Annotated in this window: 16 protein-coding genes; 12 read left to right on the top strand and 4 right to left on the bottom strand. The window is 52.4% G+C overall.

Annotated features, from left to right (window positions below; genetic code table 11):
• Genes HRQ63_RS04255 through HRQ63_RS04240 form a run of 4 tightly spaced genes read left to right on the top strand, consistent with a single transcriptional unit; the run spans position 1 to position 4,439 of the window.
• Positions 1 to 2,628 carry a tetratricopeptide repeat protein gene (locus HRQ63_RS04255; protein ID WP_172239586.1) on the top strand — a complete coding sequence of 876 codons (2,628 nt, stop codon included), beginning with the start codon at positions 1 to 3 and terminating at the stop codon, positions 2,626 to 2,628.
• On the top strand, positions 2,628 to 3,308 hold the full coding sequence (locus HRQ63_RS04250; RefSeq protein WP_172239583.1) for a DUF1266 domain-containing protein: 681 nt from the start codon (positions 2,628 to 2,630) through the stop codon (positions 3,306 to 3,308). The genes HRQ63_RS04255 and HRQ63_RS04250 overlap by 1 nt, the downstream gene beginning before the upstream one ends.
• Complete coding sequence (locus tag HRQ63_RS04245) at positions 3,305 to 3,808, top strand: GNAT family N-acetyltransferase (protein WP_172239580.1); 504 nt, start codon at positions 3,305 to 3,307, stop codon at positions 3,806 to 3,808. The genes HRQ63_RS04250 and HRQ63_RS04245 overlap by 4 nt, the downstream gene beginning before the upstream one ends.
• Before the next feature lie 22 nt (positions 3,809 to 3,830).
• Entirely contained in the window at positions 3,831 to 4,439 is a 609-nt protein-coding gene (locus HRQ63_RS04240) for a hypothetical protein (RefSeq protein WP_172239577.1), read from the top strand.
• 154 nt (positions 4,440 to 4,593) lie between these two features.
• Here the strand turns inward: HRQ63_RS04240 and HRQ63_RS04235 are convergent, their stop codons facing one another.
• Positions 4,594 to 5,451 (bottom strand): CPBP family intramembrane glutamic endopeptidase, encoded by an 858-nt coding sequence (locus HRQ63_RS04235; protein ID WP_172239575.1) that lies wholly within the window; start codon positions 5,449 to 5,451, stop codon positions 4,594 to 4,596.
• A gap of 244 nt (positions 5,452 to 5,695) precedes the next feature.
• Here HRQ63_RS04235 and HRQ63_RS04230 point away from each other — a divergent pair, with 244 nt between their 5' ends.
• The 3 genes from HRQ63_RS04230 (at position 5,696) to HRQ63_RS04220 (ending at position 8,878) form a co-directional block, all read left to right on the top strand.
• Positions 5,696 to 6,253, top strand: coding sequence for an ECF-type riboflavin transporter substrate-binding protein (locus tag HRQ63_RS04230; protein WP_172239572.1), 558 nt, complete (start codon positions 5,696 to 5,698; stop codon positions 6,251 to 6,253).
• A gap of 91 nt (positions 6,254 to 6,344) precedes the next feature.
• Positions 6,345 to 8,048: an ABC transporter ATP-binding protein gene (locus HRQ63_RS04225; protein ID WP_172239569.1), complete on the top strand. Its 1,704-nt coding sequence runs from the start codon at positions 6,345 to 6,347 to the stop codon at positions 8,046 to 8,048.
• Positions 8,048 to 8,878 (top strand): energy-coupling factor transporter transmembrane component T family protein, encoded by an 831-nt coding sequence (locus HRQ63_RS04220; protein WP_172239566.1) that lies wholly within the window; start codon positions 8,048 to 8,050, stop codon positions 8,876 to 8,878. Before HRQ63_RS04225 ends, HRQ63_RS04220 begins: the two co-directional genes overlap by 1 nt.
• A 103-nt stretch (positions 8,879 to 8,981) precedes the next feature.
• On the opposite strand, the gene HRQ63_RS04215 is transcribed toward HRQ63_RS04220, so the two are convergent.
• Positions 8,982 to 9,740: an SDR family oxidoreductase gene (locus HRQ63_RS04215; RefSeq protein WP_172239563.1), complete on the bottom strand. Its 759-nt coding sequence runs from the start codon at positions 9,738 to 9,740 to the stop codon at positions 8,982 to 8,984.
• Positions 9,741 to 9,865: 125 nt separating this feature from the next.
• Here HRQ63_RS04215 and HRQ63_RS04210 point away from each other — a divergent pair, with 125 nt between their 5' ends.
• Positions 9,866 to 10,840 (top strand): AraC family transcriptional regulator, encoded by a 975-nt coding sequence (locus HRQ63_RS04210; RefSeq protein ID WP_172239560.1) that lies wholly within the window; start codon positions 9,866 to 9,868, stop codon positions 10,838 to 10,840.
• 80 nt (positions 10,841 to 10,920) lie between these two features.
• Here the strand turns inward: HRQ63_RS04210 and HRQ63_RS04205 are convergent, their stop codons facing one another.
• Positions 10,921 to 13,140 carry a carboxypeptidase-like regulatory domain-containing protein gene (locus tag HRQ63_RS04205; protein WP_172239557.1) on the bottom strand — a complete coding sequence of 740 codons (2,220 nt, stop codon included), beginning with the start codon at positions 13,138 to 13,140 and terminating at the stop codon, positions 10,921 to 10,923.
• Positions 13,141 to 13,313: 173 nt separating this feature from the next.
• Positions 13,314 to 14,216, bottom strand: coding sequence for an ArsR/SmtB family transcription factor (locus HRQ63_RS04200; protein ID WP_037289034.1), 903 nt, complete (start codon positions 14,214 to 14,216; stop codon positions 13,314 to 13,316).
• Between the two features lie 279 nt (positions 14,217 to 14,495).
• Between HRQ63_RS04200 and HRQ63_RS04195 the strand changes: the two genes are divergently transcribed.
• The 4 genes from HRQ63_RS04195 to HRQ63_RS04180 all read left to right on the top strand — a co-directional run bounded on the left by HRQ63_RS04195 (position 14,496) and on the right by HRQ63_RS04180 (position 19,528).
• Entirely contained in the window at positions 14,496 to 15,752 is a 1,257-nt protein-coding gene (locus HRQ63_RS04195; RefSeq protein WP_172239554.1) for an extracellular solute-binding protein, read from the top strand.
• 364 nt (positions 15,753 to 16,116) lie between these two features.
• On the top strand, positions 16,117 to 16,995 hold the full coding sequence (locus HRQ63_RS04190; protein WP_172239551.1) for a carbohydrate ABC transporter permease: 879 nt from the start codon (positions 16,117 to 16,119) through the stop codon (positions 16,993 to 16,995).
• A 17-nt stretch (positions 16,996 to 17,012) separates the two neighbouring features.
• Positions 17,013 to 17,909: a carbohydrate ABC transporter permease gene (locus HRQ63_RS04185; protein ID WP_172239548.1), complete on the top strand. Its 897-nt coding sequence runs from the start codon at positions 17,013 to 17,015 to the stop codon at positions 17,907 to 17,909.
• Between the two features lie 638 nt (positions 17,910 to 18,547).
• Positions 18,548 to 19,528: a glycoside hydrolase family 43 protein gene (locus HRQ63_RS04180; RefSeq protein ID WP_172239545.1), complete on the top strand. Its 981-nt coding sequence runs from the start codon at positions 18,548 to 18,550 to the stop codon at positions 19,526 to 19,528.
• The last annotated feature ends 177 nt before the right edge of the window (positions 19,529 to 19,705 follow it).

The raw sequence follows: 19,705 nt of genomic DNA, 5'->3' as shown, positions 1-19,705 counted from the left end.
ATGGGAATCTGGCAGATCCTCGGCATAGCGCCGACCTCAGATAGCCGGGCGATCAAACGCGCTTATGCGGCCCTTTTAAAAAAGACGCATCCCGAAGATGATCCGGAAGGGTTCCAACGTCTGCGCGAAGCGTACGGCGAGGCATTGGAACAAGCGAAAACATTGGAACCGCAGGCGCGCGCGGATGCACATTTTGTCGGCGGTTCGGCGAATGATGCGGCAGCATCGAACGGGGAGCATGACGCAGAGCGTCTGCCTGCTTGGGGAGAAGCGAACCGTTTGGCGCAGCGCCGCAGAGTACCAAGAACCAACGAAGAGGGCATTCCCTCGCATCCGGGTTCAACCGACGTACCTGCGTCCGCTTCCGGACAGTCCGTTGAAGGTCTTGATCCTGACGGCCTGATTCGATTGTTCGAAGAGTTATATGACGACTACGCCCAGCGAATCCAAGTTGAAAAATGGAGCGAGCTGCTTGAGCACGAACAATTGAAGAATTTCTCGTTCAAGCAAGAAGTGCAACCGAAGGTTCTGGCCTTTTTATCGGAGCATCCTCATCTTCCGTTGCCCGTCTGGCAAAGGCTCGACCAAATCTTTTATTGGACAGACGACGAGGTTGGGCTTGCCAAGTTGGTGCCGCCCGATTTTGCTGCATTCGTACTGAACTCGATCCGCCAGCCCGCAGCGTTAAGGTTTGAGTATTTGCCGCCCGGAAAAGACTTTTCGCATGATGAGTTTCTGTCTTTGCGAGCAAGCGGAGCGACTTTGATGGGGAATGGTCGTCTTCGCGAGGCCGTAGAACAGTTTGATAAGGCGTATATGTTATTTCATAGAGATCCCGATCTGCTGCGGCTTCGAGCGACTACGCTGCACCTGCTCGGCAAGGATTTGCGTGCAGAAGAGGATTGGAAGGCGCTGGTTGCTGAATTTCCGAATGAACGGGATGCGTTACTGCGCTTGGCCGATCGGTTTCTGGAAACGGAGCGTGCGGCGGAGGCTTTGGATTTGCTTCGGCGTGCGCTCGATCTTCTGCCTAATGATCCGCAGGCTTTGCTTGGGCTGGCACGCTGCCTTCGCGAATTGGAACGCTGCGGCGAAGCCCGGCAGGTATGCGATTTGGCGCTGCTGCTGGAGCCGTCGGATATCGAGCTGCGTATACGGCTGCTTGATTTGCAGGCGATGCAGGCCGAGCAGCTGCTTGATGTGCTGAAAAGGTATCCCGGGGATCGTGATTCGCGTTTTGCGGCAGGAGAGTTGTTGTTTGAGTTGGAGCGTTATGCGGATTGCGAACGATTGCTGACTGAAGCTCCGACGTACGGCTCGACGAGTGCAATGAAGACGCTGCTCGGTCGGGTGTGGATCATGCTTGGCCGCGAAGAGGAAGGCTCCCGCTGTCTGGATCAGGCGGTCGACTTGAGTTCTTCTTCGTCGAAAAATGCGTATTATGCCTGGCTGCATCGCGGATTGTATCGGATCAAGTGCGAACAATGGTCGGCGGCGGAAAAAGACCTCAAAACCGCACAAACCCTTTTTTTAGGCGAAAATGTTGTCATCTGGGCTGCACTGGCGGATTGCGCAATCGGTCAGGATCATCATGAGGAAGCACTGGAGCTGATCAATCGCGCGTTGAGCTTGAAACCGGAAGGCGTTCATTACGGCAAACGAGCGGTCGTCCGCTATCGGCTGGGGCAGTACGAGGAAGCGCTGGCAGACTTTGAGCGTGCTTCGGCCAATCGTTCGGGCCATCCGAATTGGCTGTGGATGAAAGGGCTGTGCGAGCTGAAGACGAGACGTTATGACGAAGCGCTGCAAAGTCTGGAACACTCTCGGAACTTCGGGGATTCGCCGCTTGTTCGCGCTGCTTTATGCGAGTTGTATTTGCGTAAAGGCCGATACGCGGAAGCATTGGCCGAAGCGGAACATGCGACAGAGGTCGACGGCAAAATGTTGCTGCTTCAAGGTTGGGCTTATCGCAAGCTGGGACGGAGCCGCGAAGCACGGAGTACTTTTATGCGCGTAGCCGAAGTCGCACCCGGGGATCCCGAAATTCTTCGTTTTGCGCTGGATGAGCTGGCAGCTCGCGGAGAGGCATTGGCTTTGGATTATGCAGATCGGATCTTGGCACTAGAGCCGGACGATACCGAGACGCAAATGCGGCGAATCGGTGTTTTATTTGAACATGAGCGCATAGCGGAAGCGGGGGCGGTGATCAGCGAACTGTTGAACCGACAGTCGATCAAGCCGCTGTATCCGCAGGTTCATTATTATATCGGTGCCTGGCTGTTGAAAAAAGGAGAGTATGAATCGGCCATGCAGCATCTTCGCCAAGCTTATGATGCAGGACTGCGCGGCGATGCGACCAGTTTGTTGTCGATCGCTTTGTTCGAAAACGGTCTGACGGAGGAGGCTCTTTATTTGGCACGCCAAGCTTCTGAAGAAAATCCGTCGCATCCCGATTACAAATCCAGACTGGAGAAAATGGAAGGACGAAGCTCGATTCCGTCTTCGCTCCGACAGTTGATGCGCAGCCCGTCGCGCCGCGAGAGTTGGCCGTTCAGTATGAAGCTTTATCCGGTTCGAATAGAGCCGCGCGATGTTCGGCCTTATGAAATGGAGGGTTGGAATAGGTAATGGATGCTTACGGATATCAACGTGCTTTGGATTGGGCAACGGCGCTCGGAGCGCCGTTGTTGACGCAAAACGGAGTACAACCGCCTTATACTCCTGCCGCATGCCGCAATGCCAATTTCGATTCATCCGGCATTTTGGAAGACCTATGGGGAATCACGGATGCGGAAGGCATTAGGCACTTGGCTGAACGCATGTGGGCAGGGATGCACAATCCCGGTTTTCAAGACATGCGTCTGAGACTCAGCGGAATGACGTTGGCACAACGGAAGACTTACGTGGCAAGCAGGCGGGAGATGGAGCGATACGCCGAGCTATATACGGTGCATCTTTATATGGATCGGCTGCCGCCTGCGGGTATCGCGGCTTGGGATTTGGGGCGCTTGGCCTTTTACCTTCGCTGCGCGCGTCTGGAAGGGTATATCGGCGAGGAAGAAGAAGAAATCTGTCTGCTGCATACGGCGGTTCGGGCTCGTTATTCGTATCGGAGTTGGCCGGATTACGCGGTTGCTTATATGGCGGGGAGGCAGTTCTGGGCAGGCGATCTTTCGGAGGAGTTGTCGGAGATCAATGCGGGGATTTTGCGCGGACCTCTTGCGGACGAATCGACGCCTTGGCGCGAACTGGAATGGGAGATCGAGCTGCCGGAGCCGCCAAGCTTGCCTTGGGAGGGAACAGAATGAACCGACAGCCCGCATATACGATCGAACCTTACGCCTCTTCAGTTGAACGGAGAGATCGCACGGCCGAGCTTATTTTACATATCCAGCGTAACGAATACGGCATTCCGATCACCTTGGAAGACCAACCGGACCTGCTTGAGATCGAGACCTTTTATCAGAAAGGAAAAGGGAACTTTTGGACTGCGCTCCATGAAGGCGAAATCATCGGAACGATCGCTCTGTTGGACATCGGGCAAGATCGGGCAGCGTTGCGTAAAATGTTCGTGAAAAAAGAATTCCGGGGCGGACACTATGCGGTCTCGAAGCGTTTATTGGATGAGGCTTTCACTTGGGCGGAGCAGCGGGGGCTGGAGGAGATATGGCTCGGAACGACGCCCGCTTTCCAAGCCGCCCACCGATTCTACGAAAAGAACGGATTTGCCGAAGTGACCGCAGAGATGCTGCCGCCCGGGTTCCCGGTGATGGAGGTCGATAAGAAATTCTATAAACGGATCGTATGACGACCGGATAAGGGAGGAAAAGATGATGATGGAAGTCGGAGATTTTGAACGAAAAGACGTTTATTACAACGAGAAGCTTCAGCCGGTTGATGAAAAAATTTGCGGGTTGCTCAAACAGCGCAAAGAGTTGGCGGAAGGAAATCCGGGACATCCGCTCAAAGTCCTGGTGAAAGAGTGGGCAGAGAAATACGGGTTTTATGAAGAATATCTGCATACCGTATTTTCTACCTTGAATCTTGAGGATATGTACAAGCCCCGAGTGAAGCCGAACGAATTTAGGTGTCAGATTCCTGTGATGAGGTCGGCTGAACAAGACGGTGTGTTTTACTCGGTCGTTGCGATGCGGCAGTACGATAACGCAAGCGTAGTCGTGTTAAGCGCAGATTGGGAAGAAGAATTTGACCTTCATCATTCTGAACGTACTCATCGCGAATTTACTCTAGAGATCGGCGGAGATCAGGAATACGACTGTCGAATGCAAATCGGCTCCGGAACGACAGGGAAAATGTCGTATAATTACATCATTAGCCCTGCGTTGCCGGATCATTTGGCGGAGATCGAATTTCGTGTTCGAGCTTACATCGGCGTTGGAAAAGAAAATCCGGTCGGTCCCGAGTTCGTTCTCGTGTAGTTTTTTCAATCGTTAGGCTAAGGGAGAAATTCGTTCAAGATGCTGCCTCGCACGGAAAAGCGAATCAGAATGCACGCGGAAACTTTCCGAGTTCAAAGGCGTCTTTTACTGAATTTCTTCCATAGTTCTTCAACTTACCAAGAGGAAAGACGCACTAAACTATATCCTGCCGCCGATTACGAAAAGATCGCCAATGACCCGCCGTATGCGCACGCGCCACCATCCAGAGCGAAAGCAGCAAGCCCACGATCACCGGAACAATCGAAGCCTCAATCCCGAAAGCTCCGCCCGTCAACAGATCGCTTCCCGCTACGCGGACCTCAAATAAACCCGCTGAATCGATCCCCGATACCGGAATGCCAAGCAGGCTTACACAAGAATTCCAGGCAAAATGCAATCCCGTAACGAACCATAAATTTCGACGCCACAAGAACGCTGCGCCGAGCAGAAGTCCGGCTTCGACCGCAATGGCTGCGGCGCTAAGAAGCGTTGCGTTCGGATTAGCCAGATGAACGCCGCCAAAAAAGATCGAAGTCAATGCCAGCGCTACCCAACTTCCGCTAAGGCGCTCGATTCCTTGTACCAAAAGGCCGCGAAATACCAGTTCTTCGAATAAAGCCGCACTGGCAAACAGCAGCAATCCAGCGATCAGCACGCCTGTTGATCCGGCGGGTGACCGATGGAAGCTGTATCCGCCGAAAGCCATAATGATAAGCACGCTGATTCCGATAAAAAGAATACCGGTTCCGATGCCCAGCAGCGTTTCGCGTCCGGCTTGGCCAAGCGTCAGCTCGGACAGACGGCGGCGCGCAATGACCTTCATGATCAGTATGTATGCGGCAACGCAGACGATTCCGCTAACGAGCGACATCGATACGACAAACGGAATATCCGTCGAACCGATCATCGGACCTAGCAGGCCGTTACACAAAACAAGCAAGATGAAACCGATAGGCATCCACACTAACGGGTGTTGAAAAAATGAAGCGAGTTTAGACGATTTCTCATTCATTACCTAGACACTCCTTAGGCCGAATTTTGGGTTTTTTGATCCATCGAGTCTGTTCAACGCTAGCATTGCCTGAAGGTGATGTCTATCGGTCCGACGGCCGATCCCTTTATTCTTACAATTCCGATGGATAAAATATACTTTTCATAAAAAAACGGTAGCCATGCAACGTTTATCCCGGTATAATCAACGCAAAGAAGGCAATCGTTTAACGATTCGCATGTTTATAAAGAAAAGAGGGGAATTTATGCAATCTTCGAAAGGGTTCTCGGTGAAAACGGTCGTCGCGATCGGGATCGGAGCGGCGTTGTTCGTCGTGCTGGCTCGTTTCGGCTCGATTCCGACAGGAATTCCGAACACCAACTTGCAAACGAACTACGCGATTTTGGCACTGTTCGCGTTGCTGTACGGACCATGGGCGGGATTGTTGATCGGTCTGATCGGCCATACCGTAGCGGATCTGATCTCGTTCGGACCTTGGTTCAGCTGGATCATCGCTTCCGGCGTATTCGGTCTGCTTGCCGGGTTGTTCAGTCGCGGGATTCGTATTCATGACGGCGAATTCGGCGGCAAAGAGATTTTGCGGTTCAATATCGCGCAAATCATTGCCAATGCGGCTGCCTGGTTTATCGTCGCGCCTGTGCTGGATATTCTGATCTATGCGGAACCGGCCAACAAAGTATTTACCCAAGGTCTTGCGGCCGGGGGCATGAACATGGTAACGGTTGCTATTTTGGGGACGCTGATCGCGATCGCGTATTCCAAGACGCGTACGAAGCGCGGAAGCTTGACGCGGGAAGCCTAGCATGTGAAAATTGGGAAAGAAGCAAGCGCAAAAAAGCCGGTGCATTCAGCCGGCTTTTTCGTTTGCAGATCGGTAACGAGAAAGGAAAGCCATGAAAAAACCGGTGATCGAGTTCGATCAATTTACATTTCAATATCGCGCGCAGAGCGAACCGACGCTGCGCGATATCAACTTAACGATTCACGAAGGAGAAAAGGTGCTGATCGTCGGTCCTTCAGGTTCCGGCAAAAGCACGCTGGCGCACTGCATCAACGGGCTTGCGCCGCACTTTTATCCGGGCGAACATTCGGGTATGCTCAAAATTATGGGAGCGGACAGCAAAAACATGGGCATCGCCGAACTGTCGGACTCCATCGGAACGGTCATGCAGGACCCGGACGGTCAATTCGTCGGGCTGACCGTAGCTGAAGATATCGCCTTCAAGCTGGAGAACGACGGCGTTCCGCATGCGGAAATGATTCGTCGGGTTCAAGAAGCGGCGGCCGAAGTGGAATTTTCCGATTTCCTCAATGCTTCCCCGCAAGAGCTGTCAGGGGGACAAAAACAAAAAACGACGCTGGCGGGCGGTTTGGTCGGCGGCGCGCCTATTTTGTTGTTTGACGAACCGTTGGCGAGTCTCGATCCTTATACGGGGCGGGCGACAGTGGAGCTGATCGACCGATTGCATCGCGAATCCGGACGGACGATTATTATCGTGGAGCATCGGCTGGAGGAAGTGCTGCATTGCCCGGTAGACCGAATTATCGTGATCGAAGAAGGTCGGATCGTCGCCGATCTGCCGCCGGACGAGCTGCTCTGTTCGGGTGTTTTGCGTGAAAAAGGCATTCGGGAACCTCTCCATCTGTCGGCTCTGCGATATGCGGGTTGTCAGGTGACACCCGAGATCGGCCCAAGAAGCGTGGACAGTATTAATCTTGAAGGCTGTGCGGAGCAATTGATTCGCTGGCACGAGGCTAATTTGGCGAGTCCGACGTCTGACGTCAAGCAGCCTTTGTTGGAGTTAGAAGGAATTACTTTCGGCTACGATCCGGCAAAGCCCGTGCTGCAAGACGTCTCATTAAGCATAGGCCGTGGCGAAGTTTTGTGCATCGCAGGTCGCAATGGAGCAGGCAAGTCGACGATATCCCGGTTGATTTGCGGATTTCACAAGCCTTCTTCCGGTTCTATGCGATTGAACGGACGCGATCTGTCTCGGGATACGATTCGCGAACGAGCTGACGTGATCGGTTTTGTGATGCAAAATCCCAATCACATGCTGTCCAAGCCGTTATTGTACGACGAAGTCGCGCTTGGATTGGTCAATCGAGGGATTCCGGAAGCCGAGATTCGGGATCGGGTTAATGAAACACTGCGCGTCTGCGGGTTATATCCGTTCCGCAGTTGGCCGGTATCGGCGCTCAGTTACGGACAGAAGAAGCGTGCCACCATTGCTTCGATTCTCGTTCTGCGTCCCGAAATTTTGATTCTTGACGAGCCCACGGCAGGTCAGGATTTCCGGCATTACAATGAAATGATGAAGTTTCTGATAGAGCTTAACCGTCAGGGAATGACTTTGATTCTGATCACGCACGACATGCATCTGATGTTGGAATACGGCCAAAGAACCGTTGTACTGGCTGAAGGACGCAAGCTTGCGGACGATACGCCGGCACGGATTTTGGGCAATGCGGAAGTGGTTGAAGAAGCGCATCTGCACGAGACGTCCTTGCATATCCTGGCTAGACGAATCGGCGTGCAGCCGGAAGACGAGTTCGTGTCCCGGTTCATTCGTTCGGACAGGAGGATGATGAACTGATGGCACCCAAGCTGCTGTCTTACTCCGATGTAGGTTCGCCTGTTCATCGGTTAAACGGAGTGACCAAATTGATCGCCTTTCTGTTGTTTTCGATCGCGGGGATGGTCAGTTACGATACGCGCTGCCTGTTGGTTATGCTCGTGATCTCGTTAAGCGTGTTTTATGTATCGAAAGTTCCGTTTAAGCAGTATTCGTTTGTTCTTTATTTGATTTTGATTTTTTCCGTGCTGAACCAATTGGCGATTTTCCTCTTTTCACCGGAACAAGGCGTACAAATTTACGGAACCCGGCATGAGCTGCTGCATATCGCCGGACGTTATTCGCTGACTTCCGAGCAATTATTTTACCAGTTCAATGTGCTGTTGAAGTTCGCTGTCGTGGTGCCGCCCGCACTGCTGTTCCTGCTTGCTACGGAGCCGAGTGAATTCGCATCTTCGCTGAATCGCGTAGGCGTGAGTTATAAGGTGGCTTATGCGATCTCGCTGACCATGCGCTATATCCCGGACGTGCAGCAGGAATACGTGAATATCTCCACGGCTGCGCAAGCCCGGGGAATCGATTTGTCCAAAAAAGAAAAACTGGGCCGCCGCGTGAAAAATATGGCTGCGATTCTGCTTCCGCTCGTTCTGGCAACGTTGGAGCGGATCGAGAAGGTCAGCGCGGCGCTGGAGCTGCGCGGTTTCGGTCGCAAACGTAAACGCACCTGGTACAGAAGCCGGACGCTGACCAAAAGCGACACGTTGGCGATCGCGGGCGCGGTGCTGATTTCGGCCGCCGTGTTGGTCATTACGTTTTGGGACGGATCGAGGTTTTACAACCCGTTTGCGTGACGTATCAGAAGCGCGGCTTCGATCGGATAAGCTCCGACTGCTGCATTTCATCATAAAAAAAAGCCGTTCGTACGCCAATGTACGAGCGGCTTTTGCTGTTTTTTTATACAAACCCGCCGTTAACGCGCAGGGTCTGCCCCGTCATCCAATGCGCTTCTTCGCTCGCCAGAAACAGAACGGTTCCGGTAATATCGTCCGTTTCCCCGAGTCGTCCGAAAGCGTTCATTCCGACGATCCCTGCAACTTGCTGCTCCGATTTGCCTTCCAGGAATAGCTCCGTATTGACGGGTCCCGGAGCGACGGCGTTGATCGTGATTCCTTTGGGCCCCAGTTCCTTGGCAAGCTGACGGGTGAATTGCTCGACAGCTCCTTTGGTTCCGGCATAGACGCTGTACCCGGGGAACATCGCGCCGACGACGGAAGTCGAGAAGTTAATAATTCGTCCGCCTTCGTTTAAGTGTCGTGCAGCGGCCTGGCAAGCGAAAAAGGTTCCTTTTGCATTCACGGCGAACTGGCGGTCGAAGTCTTCCTCCGTCACTTGCAGCAGCGGCACCGTGTGCATCAGACCTGCATTATTGACAAGAATATCGATGCCGCCGAACGCTTCTGCGGTTTGCGTAAACAACGATTCGATATCGGCAATGACGCTGATATCGGCTTGGATCGCAATCGCGCGTCCGCCTTGCTGCTCGATAAGCCGAACAACTTCTTCGGCTTTTGCGCGGCTGCCGCTGTAGTTGACCACAACGTTGGCACCCTGTGCCGCAAAGTCTTGTGCGATCGCACTGCCGATGCCTCGCGACGAGCCGGTGACGATAACGGTTTTTCCGGTAAATGCAGAGGATGTGAGAGATGGATTCATAAGAGTAGTCGCTCCTTTTAAAAAGAAAGTATGTTGCCGTTCTTATACCCGTATTATGCGCGTCGGAAGAGCGAATCAGGTAGATCAATCCCGGAGAATCCTTGCCTAATCCTCCAATAAGGCGCATGATAGAAAAGAAGCGTACACCAAAAAGGAGGCTGATTCGTATAGAGCGTCAATCCGAAATACAGCCAAATCCCCAGTGGGAAGCCGCAAGGCAGGAACTGGCCGACCTGCTTATCCGCCATGCTCCCGTTGAAGGGCCGCAGTCGACTGCGATTCCCGAACTGCGCCTCATCCGGCAAAATCAGACGAACGAACTGGTGCATTCGATGTACCGGCCGTCGCTGTGCATTGTGGCGCAGGGAGCGAAACAGGTCATGCTGGGCCGACATCGCTATACCTATGATGCTTATTCCTACTTGGCGACCTCCGTCGAATTACCGATCCGCGGACGCGTCGTCGAAGCTTCGGATGAAGAGCCGTATTTGAGCTTGCAGCTTTATTTTACGGCGGATCAGATCGTGCAGTTGGGCGGTGCGGGAAGTTCGAAGATCACAAGTGAAAAAGGCAAGCCGGATCGTGGACTCGGTATCGGGCGCATGGATCGAGCGCTGTTGGATGCGGCGATTCGACTTGTCCGTTTGCTCGACAGTCAGGACGACATCGAAGCTTTGGCGCCGCTGGTGATCCGGGAATTACTGTATCGTGCGGTGCAAGGCGAGTTGGGCGGACGTATTCGAAGCTTCGCGGCCGGAGGTACTTTATCGCAGCGGATCGCTTCCGTGGTCAGCCGTTTGCAGCAGGAGTACGATAAGCCGCTTCGCGTGGAAGAACTGGCAAGCCAGGCTCATATGAGCGAATCGTCGTTGTATGCTCACTTCAAGGAAGTTACAGGTATAACGCCCATTCAGTATCAGAAAAAGATTCGGCTTCAGGAAGCGCGTCGATTGCTGCTTTCGGAGACGCGCGAAGCGGCAGAAGCGGCATTCCGCGTCGGTTACGAGAGCCCGTCGCAGTTCAGCCGCGAGTATGCGCGCATGTTCGGACTGCCGCCCGCGAAGGATATGAAGCAGATGCGGGAACGGTTGGATCGTTGATCGGATTCGGGGAAAAATCGAAGGTTCGGGCGAGCAGACCAAAAAGCCCGGAACGGCAAATCGCTCCGGGCTTTTTGGCATTAGTGCACCTGTGCCAATGCTTCGACAAAGTCGTCGATCGAAGGCAAGCCGCTTGATGCCGGAGCTTTCGCTTTAACATCGGCCTGGCGATTGTTCAGGAAAGAGGTCAAGGTCTTGTCTAGTTTTGCATCGAATGTGTCCGGCGATGCGGAACGTTCCTTTTCCATCGCTTCCAGCAGGTCGGACCAATACGTCCAAGAATTCTCTTCACTCAGTTCCGGATAAGAGCGGGCCATCTCGCGAACTTTGGTTAACGATCGGTGGTCAGCGAGTTCCGCCGCCAATGCCATACCGACAAAACGATGAGTTCCGTCATCGGACAGGGCATCGGCAAACGCCTCCCGAGCTTCGTCGGTTTTTCCTTGATACAGCAGCATTGTTGCATAGATGGAACGTTCATACGCGTTTATCGGTTCTGGGTTCGACTCCGTATAAAGACGGTAGTATTGTTCATATTTTGCCCAATCGGCATTTTCATAAAACAAACTCAGCAACTTCTCGATTTCGCGCGGGTTCGTGCTTTGCTCGCTTAAGCGTTCCAGTAACGGGATAAGCTCCTGCATGGTCTGTTCTTCCCCGATCTGAGACTTCGCGTAAAGCAAACGGGTGAGCAGACGTAGTGATTCCGTATCGTTCGGATCGGCTTCGACGTTGCTTCGGTAGCGATCTAGCGCTTGAGCAAGTTCCCCTTTTAAAACCAGCCGATCCGCGGGGTTAAGCGTTCGCTGCTTCAAATAAAATTCAGGCCGGTTCTCGATGCTTTTCGAATCGATCCGGGGGCTTGATGATTGCGCGATCTTGTTGCCTTCGGCATCGTAAGCTTCGACGCTCCACGAAAATTTGGCCTCCGGATTCATATAAGCAAGGAGAGTGTCGGGCTGCGTCGATTCCCAGTCGTTGTCTTCGCTCCACGACAAAGGACCCGGCGTGGCATACAGTTCGTCGATCGGAATCGAAAGGTGATTGTCCGTAATTCCGCTTCGAATCATCGACCCCGTTCCGCCGCTGTTATCTTGATTCGGAATCATGCCGCCGAGTTCGTAATAGGCTGCGCCTTCCACCGTTGCCCAGCGGAATTCGACCGTGTCTCCGGTTAATTCCTGTCCGCCGAGAGGAGACTGCTGTTCAATCAAAGGAGTCATCGCAAGATTGCGCTCGACGCTGGAATTTCCTTTGATTTCGATCCGGTCGTCCCAGTCGAACGGCCAGCTCCAATCCTCAAGCTGCTCGTAAGAGAGACCGACCTCAAGCTGGTAAAAGCCAGGAATGACGCCGCGAATTTCGAATGTTCCCGTGTCGTCGGTCACGGCGTGATACGGTTCTTTGTCGCCCCGATATTGGCTGCGGTCGCTTTCCCGCAAAAAGATGCCGGCACGCGGGACGGGAGTGCCGTCGCTGCGGATAAGCTTGCCCGAAAATACGGACGGTTCGCTGTCATGTTGGTTCAAAGCCGTTTTCAACGAGTTTCGATAGTCCTCAAGCGCAATATAACTTTCGGAGGCGTAGCCGTCTTTCTCGACGCGGGCCTGTTCGACAAGCGCCTGCTGAGCCGACTCCAAAGCCGATTTGGCTTGTCCCTCCGCAAACAGCAGTCTGCTGGAGATCCAACCGTAAGTTTCGGAAAGGCCGTTAAACACGATGTCGTTTCCAGCCGGTCCGGCTTGTTCCAGCAGCTTGCGCGTCTGCTCCGTATTTCCGTATTCCAATTGGCGTTCGGCTTGAAGCAGCAAAAGGTCTCGTCGCTCCGCCGTGTTGTTGGATAAGCGTTTCACAGTCTGTGCGAGCGCTTGGTCGGCCTCCGCACTTTTTCCCAGCACAGCGTATTCATAAACGAGCTGCTCGGCGGCCCGAATCAGGTAATGGCTAGGTTCCGCATGTTGCATGTACCACTCCAGCAGAGGGATTCGTTCTTCCGGCGTCAGCAGCGCGTCTTCCGTGCTGCCGGAGCGTACCATCGAAGAAGCGCCCAGATGAACGTCGAACGTATAGGGCGTATAGGCATAAGGTTCGATGACCGTTTGTTCGATTAATTTGGCTTTGCTGTTCCCGTCCGCCTGTTCGATGTCTTCCATGGCATGCAGCAGCTTTTGCTCCGGGGTTTGAAAAGCCTGAAAGCGGTCGAACGTGCTCACCAGCCAAACGGTCAACAGCGTCGCGGCGATCAAAGCGAGGCCGATGGCAAGCGTGAGACGTTTTCTGGATGGTTTTGTCTGGTTCAAGCGGCCCACTCCTTTTCGGTTTGATTGCAAGGGATCTTCTTACTATGCCGAACGCGGCAAATGACAGATAAGTTATGCCGAATTCATGATTTTTAAGAAAAAGAAAAAACCTTATACACGCAATCGATATCGATGCGGCGTACAAGGTTTTTTAGTTAAAAAGAAAATTCGGCTTATAAATAATACATCTTAAACAAAATATCCTGGTTGTGATTTCCGAATTTTTTTCCGAAAATCGTCGCTCCGCCTACGTTCTTCGCATCTTCCTTGACTTCAATGCGCAAAGTCCAGCGATCGCAGCTCGTATCCAGATCGGCGATCGAAATATCGGACATCGGATCGCCGTCGACATACGTGCCGTGGCCCGTGATCCGGATCGTTTTGAGCAAGCCGTACTGATTGAGGTTATGCGGCCACCATTCCGGAGTCAGCTTGCCTCTCGTATCCGCGAAGTCGCCGGGGCTGGTCCAGATGCCCAGCTCGACGCCGTTCAGCGTGAAGGTGAGATCGGACGGCCATACGTCGTTCGAGAACGGAAACTCCGAAGACAGCTCCATGCTGATCTCGAATTGCTGCAGCTTTTCTTCTTTTTTCAGGAAATTCGCCACGCTGTACTGCACGAATCCTTGCGTAAACCACAAAATTTCCGCATCCATGCGCTTCGGGTCCATGAAATACTTCGGATCGTCGACAGGCCCGATAAAGTCTTTGTCCGAAGCGAGTCCGCATGTCGGCTTCAAGTCGAAGTCCGTATAATGGCCGACCGGCACCGACGTTTCATAGGAGTCGAAAGAGTGGAAAATCTTTTTCGGAAAATTAATTTCGATGTGGTCGACTTTCAGGATGGAGAGCTTTTGCAATCCCGACTTGCCCGGCACTTTCTCCGTTTTGATGATCCCCGCGTCTTCCAGCTTCTTGATGTGCTTAATCACGATCGGACTGCTGATGCCAAGCTCGGCGGCCAATTCCTTAATATTCATTTTGTTCTTGGATAATAGCTGAATGATCTTGATACGAACTTCGCTGGCTAGTGCTTCATAGACGACGAGAGAGGACTGATCGATTTCCAACTGCATCTCTTATCCCACTTCTTTCGCTTAGTTTCTATAGAACGAGCCGCTGCCGGCTCTTAGTGAAATTAATAATACCATAAAGATTATTAACATGTACATAAATTAATACATAAGGTATTCTCGAAACAAAATAGCGGTTACATTCAGAAATTAAAGTAATAAAAAAGTTAACTAAACTATAAATTTAAGTTTTAAGTTTATTAAAAAGTTATTGACACCGTTTTCAGATTAGGGATATACTAAACGCGAGTTAAGGGTTTACATAGACAGGAGGAGAATACATTGAAAAGAAAATTGGGGGCATTACTTACAGGTGTTGCGTTGACGGCTTCGCTGCTGGCAGGTTGCAGCAGTAACGCGAACGATCCGAACACGATTACATTCTGGACACCGCTTACAGGCGAAGACGGCGCTTACATGGACAACCTGGTGAAGGCTTACAATGACACCGATCCGGCAGTCAAGGTGAAGCATGTCGTAACCGCGGATATGTATACGAAAATCTCTACCGTATTAAGTTCCGGTAAAGGCATCCCGGATCTGGCGATCATTCACGCCGACCGCGTACCGGGATACGTGAAACAAAATCAGCTTGAAGCCATGACGACAGTCATGCAAGCGCAACCAGAACTGAAAGAAGACAATTACTTGCCGCAAGCCTGGGGCGCAGGCAACATCGACGGTACGCAATACACGGTTCCGCTCGATATCCATGCCAACGTGATGTATTACAATAAGGACTTGCTGGCCAAATACGGCGCGGAAAGTTTCCTTGACGACAATAACGTAACCGTGGACGAAATCCTGAGCCTGCAAGGCAAGATGGACGAAGGCGATTACGTGGTCAACGACGCGCTGCTCGGATGGGCGATGCTCGGACAGATTCAGAACCTGAACGGCGATATTCAAGAAGACGGCAAGCCAGCGGTCAACACCGAAGTCATGAAAACGGCGGTCGAAGATGTCAAAAAAATCAACGACGCGGGTCTGATGACTCCGTTCGGCGAAGACGGCTATCTGATGTTCCAATCCGGCAACGTGCTGTTCTCGACAGACGGAACATGGAGTTCCACGGCGCACGCTACGGTCGAGAACCTGAATTTCGGCGTCACGAACGTATACTCGGTCAGCCCGGACAAATTCACGAACCGTTCCTCGTCCCACTTGTTCGCGATGTTCAACAACGAACAGCGTCTGGACGAAAAAGAACAAGGCATCGGCGCATTCCTCGAATTCATTCGCGAAAACTCGGTAGAGTGGGCGAAAGCCGGTCAAATTCCTGCGAGTAAGCAAGTCGTGGAAAGCCCTGATTTCTCGCAGTACATGCAATCCTTCTTCACTTCGGACGAAAAAGAAATCGAGTCGCTGTACATCTACACGTACGAGTACTATCCGTACATCGCGGAAACGGTCGACAAGTATGTCGGCGATATGGTTCGCGGCAACGTGGACATCGACGAAACCTTGCAGACGATGCAGAAGGAAGTCGAAGACAAGATTACCGAATCGACCGGGGCGGCAGCCAAAACCGGCGAATAATCGTATCGAATAGATTACTACATCAAAAGAAGAACCGATATGCCCAGAGCGGATACATCGCCAAGATGTCAAGAAAGTCTAACGTAGCTGGAAGTCAGCGGGCGGAGAGAGAAATTCAGTGAAAGACGCCTTTGAACTCGGAAAACTCCTTATTGATATTCAATCTCTTTTCCGAGTGAGACAGCGACTTGAACGAATTTCTCTCGGAGCCTGATGACTTCTCCCGCAACCGTGACTTTCGAGGGCAGCCTGGCGATATGCCCAGAGAGGGCATATCGTTTTTTCCAAGCCCGGCAACGGTTCGGCATACAGCCTGAACGCGATCCGGGATTCAGGGCAGTCTTGAGAGGAGAACTGAAAGCCTATGAAAAAGAAGCTGAGTTTGGCTCCCGCTTTCTTTGTGGGACCGCATCTGATTTTGTTTCTCGTGTTCGTCGTCATCCCGACGATCTACGGCATTTACGCTTCGTTCACGCAGTGGAACTTGGCCGGTTCACCGAACTGGGTAGGATTCGCGAACTATAATACGATCCTGTTCGATACGTCGTCGACGTTCCATACGCAGTTCTTTAACGGTTTGAAAAACACGCTTCTGTTCGTCCTCTTCACCGTACCGCCGCTTATCGTGCTTCCGTTGATGATCGCGGTAGCGCTGTCGCACAAGAAACTCAAAGGCAAAACCTTCATTCAATCCGTATTGTATGTACCGGGCCTGATCTCGATTTCGGCATCGGCCTTGATCTTTTCGTTGATTTTCAACAAACAGCTAGGCATCACCGGCAATCTGTTCGGCTCGACGATCGCCTGGGCGACGCATCAGCCGTATGCTTGGCTCATCATTATTATCTTGACCATCTGGGGCGGCATCGGCGGCAACATGATCATCTACCGGGCTTCGATCAGCGGGGTTGCCGAAGAACTGTACGAGTCGGCCGAGCTGGACGGCGCGGGTCCGATCCGCAAATTCTTCAGCATTACGCTGCCTTCGATCAACTTCCCGTTAATCTATACGTTCGTCATGACGACGGCGGGCGCGTTCAACGTCTTCGGCCAACCGCTGATGATGACCGACGGCGGTCCTCAACAGAGCACGTCGGTGCTGATGATGTACATCCGCCAACTGGCTTTCGGCAGCGGCGAATCCATCGCGGGGATGGCCTCGGCCATGGCAGTCTTGCTGGGCCTCGTGATTCTCGTGATTTCGGCCCTGCAGTACTACGTCATGAATCGTAACTCGAACTGATTAAGGAGGAGTGCAGCATGTCAAACCCAGTCATGGATTTGGATAAAAGCGCCGTGGCCGTAGGCCGTAAGCGCACGAAAGTCAGCGTCTCTCAAGTTGTGGCTTATGTATTCCTCGGGCTGCTCTGCTTGATTTGGATCATACCGGTTATCTTCGGGATCACGACATCGTTCCGTTCGCAGACCGAAGTCGTAAGCACCGGATTCCGGCTGCTTCCGGTTAACTGGATCATGGACAATTATACGGAAATTCTGGAAAACACGTCGACGGCGCCGATTCTGCGTTGGTTGATGAACTCTGTCTTGATCGCGACATCGCATACGCTGCTTGTCGTCGTGGTTATCTCGATTACGGGCTATGGTTACGCACGCATGAACTTTAAAGGACGTAACTTCCTGTTCTTCACGCTGCTGGGAATCTCGTTCTTCCCGGGCGTCGTAAACCTGATTCCGTCCTACAAAATTATCGATGCGCTCGGTTGGGTCAACACGCCGTGGGCGATGATTATCCCGGGCCTTGCGGGTATGGGCAACATCTTCTTGGTGCGTCAATTCATGCTCGCGATTCCGAAAGATCTGGACGAGTCGGCGAAAGTCGACGGCGCCAGCCACTTCCGGATTTACTTCTCGATCATGCTGCCGCTGATCAAGCCGGTCCTGATCGTCTGCGCGCTGTTCTCGTTCACCGGATCGTGGAACGACTTCCTCTGGCCGGTTATCGTGTACACGGATGTCGACAAGATGCCGGTCACGGCAGGTCTGCTGCTGCTGCAAGACATCTACGGCAACTACCGGATGATCGGGCAACTGATGGGTTCGGCGATCCTGGCGATCATTCCGACGCTGGCTTTGTTCTTGTTCGCCCAAAAATATTTTGTTCAGTCGATTAATTTGAACTCGGGGATTAAAGGGTAAGGCGGGGTTATTCTGGGGGGCTTGCGGGAGGGGCTGCGGGGGAAATTCGTTCCGGTCGCGTGTTGCATTTGGGAAGCTGGATTGGAATTTTGCAAGGATGCTTCCCAAATGCAAAGGCGAACGCTAACGCTCCTTCACTGAATTTCCCCCTCCGCCCCAAGCTACGCGGCCTGGAATAAACACCGATTTCCCTTTAAAACGCCTCGTTCGTGTTTTTTAGGTAGTAGTAGCACGGCATTGAGTTCTCGTTTCGATCTCAATTGTGTTTGAACTTCTATTCACTTGTATTCGTTCTGACTAGTTGTACTTATCCTTACTGCTTTGACTTGCCGCAGCATTAGCGTTCGGCAAGGCTTTACCTTACACACCTACCCAATAAAAATAAAAAGAATTTGATCAGGCCGATTGGGTCGGCCGGGCACGCGCTAGCGGAGGGGTGTGGGGATTCTGAAGAAGCGGAGCGCTCGCCTTTGAATTTCGATTTCAACCTTAACCTTGTTAATATGAAGAAATCGAAATTCGACAGCGATCGCAAGAACCCCACGCCCCGGAGCGCCCCATACGTGCCTGTGCTGGTCCGCTCCCGGCCGATCCAACGCATCGGCCCCCGTCAAATTCCCGATAGGAGCCCCTATTTTATGACACCTTACAACTTACCTAACCCTTTGATCGAACAAAGAGCCGATCCGTTTATCTTGAAACATACAGACGGTTTCTATTATTTTATTGCTTCCGTTCCTGAGTATGATCGGATTGAGCTTAGACGCGCATCCACGATTATCGGGCTTCGGGATGCCGAAGCGAAAAACATCTGGTATAAGCATGACAGCGGCCCGATGAGCGCGAATATTTGGGCGCCGGAGATTCACTTCATCGACGGCAAATGGTACGTCTACTTCGCGGCGGCGCATACGTCGGAGACGAAGGAAGGCTTGTTCGATCATCGCATGTTTGTTCTCGAAAACGATTCCGATAATCCGCTGGAAGGCGAGTGGATCGAAAAAGGGCAAATTAAAACGAAATGGGAGTCGTTCGCGCTGGACGCGACTTCATTCGAACATCGCGGTATTCGTTATTACGTTTGGGCGCAGAAAGATCCGGAGATTGCAGGAAACTCGAATATGTACATTTCCGAGATGGAAAATCCGTGGACGCTGCGCGGCGAGCAGGTCTGCATTTCGACGCCCGAGTACGAGTGGGAAAAAATCGGGTTCCTGGTGAATGAAGGTGCCGCGATCCTGAAACGCAACGGACGGATCTTCATGACCTTTTCGGGCAGTGCTACGGACTACAATTACTGCATGGGTCTATTGACTGCGGATGAGAACAGCGATCTGCTTGATCCGAAATCTTGGGTCAAAACGCCGGTTCCCGTGTTCCAAACTTGCGAAGAAAACGGGCAGTACGGACCGGGCCATAACAGCTTCACCGTATCCGAAGACGGCTCGCTCGACCTGCTCGTGTTCCACGGAAGAAGCTATAAAGAGATCGTCGGCGATCCGTTATACGATCCGAACCGTCATGCTCGCGTTCAGGTGATTGAATGGAACGAAGACGGAACTCCGAACTTCGGCGTGCCGAGACCGGATACGTCGGCGGACGAACTGGCGATTTCGTAATCGGATTCGTCAACCTTCTCTTTTTCGAACATTGCCGGCAGCGGCGTTCGTTTGCCATGTTACGTCGAAGACAAGCCTTTGCTCCTTTCGAAACTTCGGTTTCAGGGAAGAGCAAAGGCTTTTTCTTTCTATTTGGAAATAAAGGCGCCGAGCGAGAAAATTCGCGCAGCCGCGAAA

Source organism: Saccharibacillus endophyticus (assembly GCF_013185185.1).
GTDB classification, from domain to species: domain Bacteria; phylum Bacillota; class Bacilli; order Paenibacillales; family Paenibacillaceae; genus Saccharibacillus; species Saccharibacillus endophyticus.
This window is presented reverse-complemented; position numbering and strand designations above follow the sequence as displayed.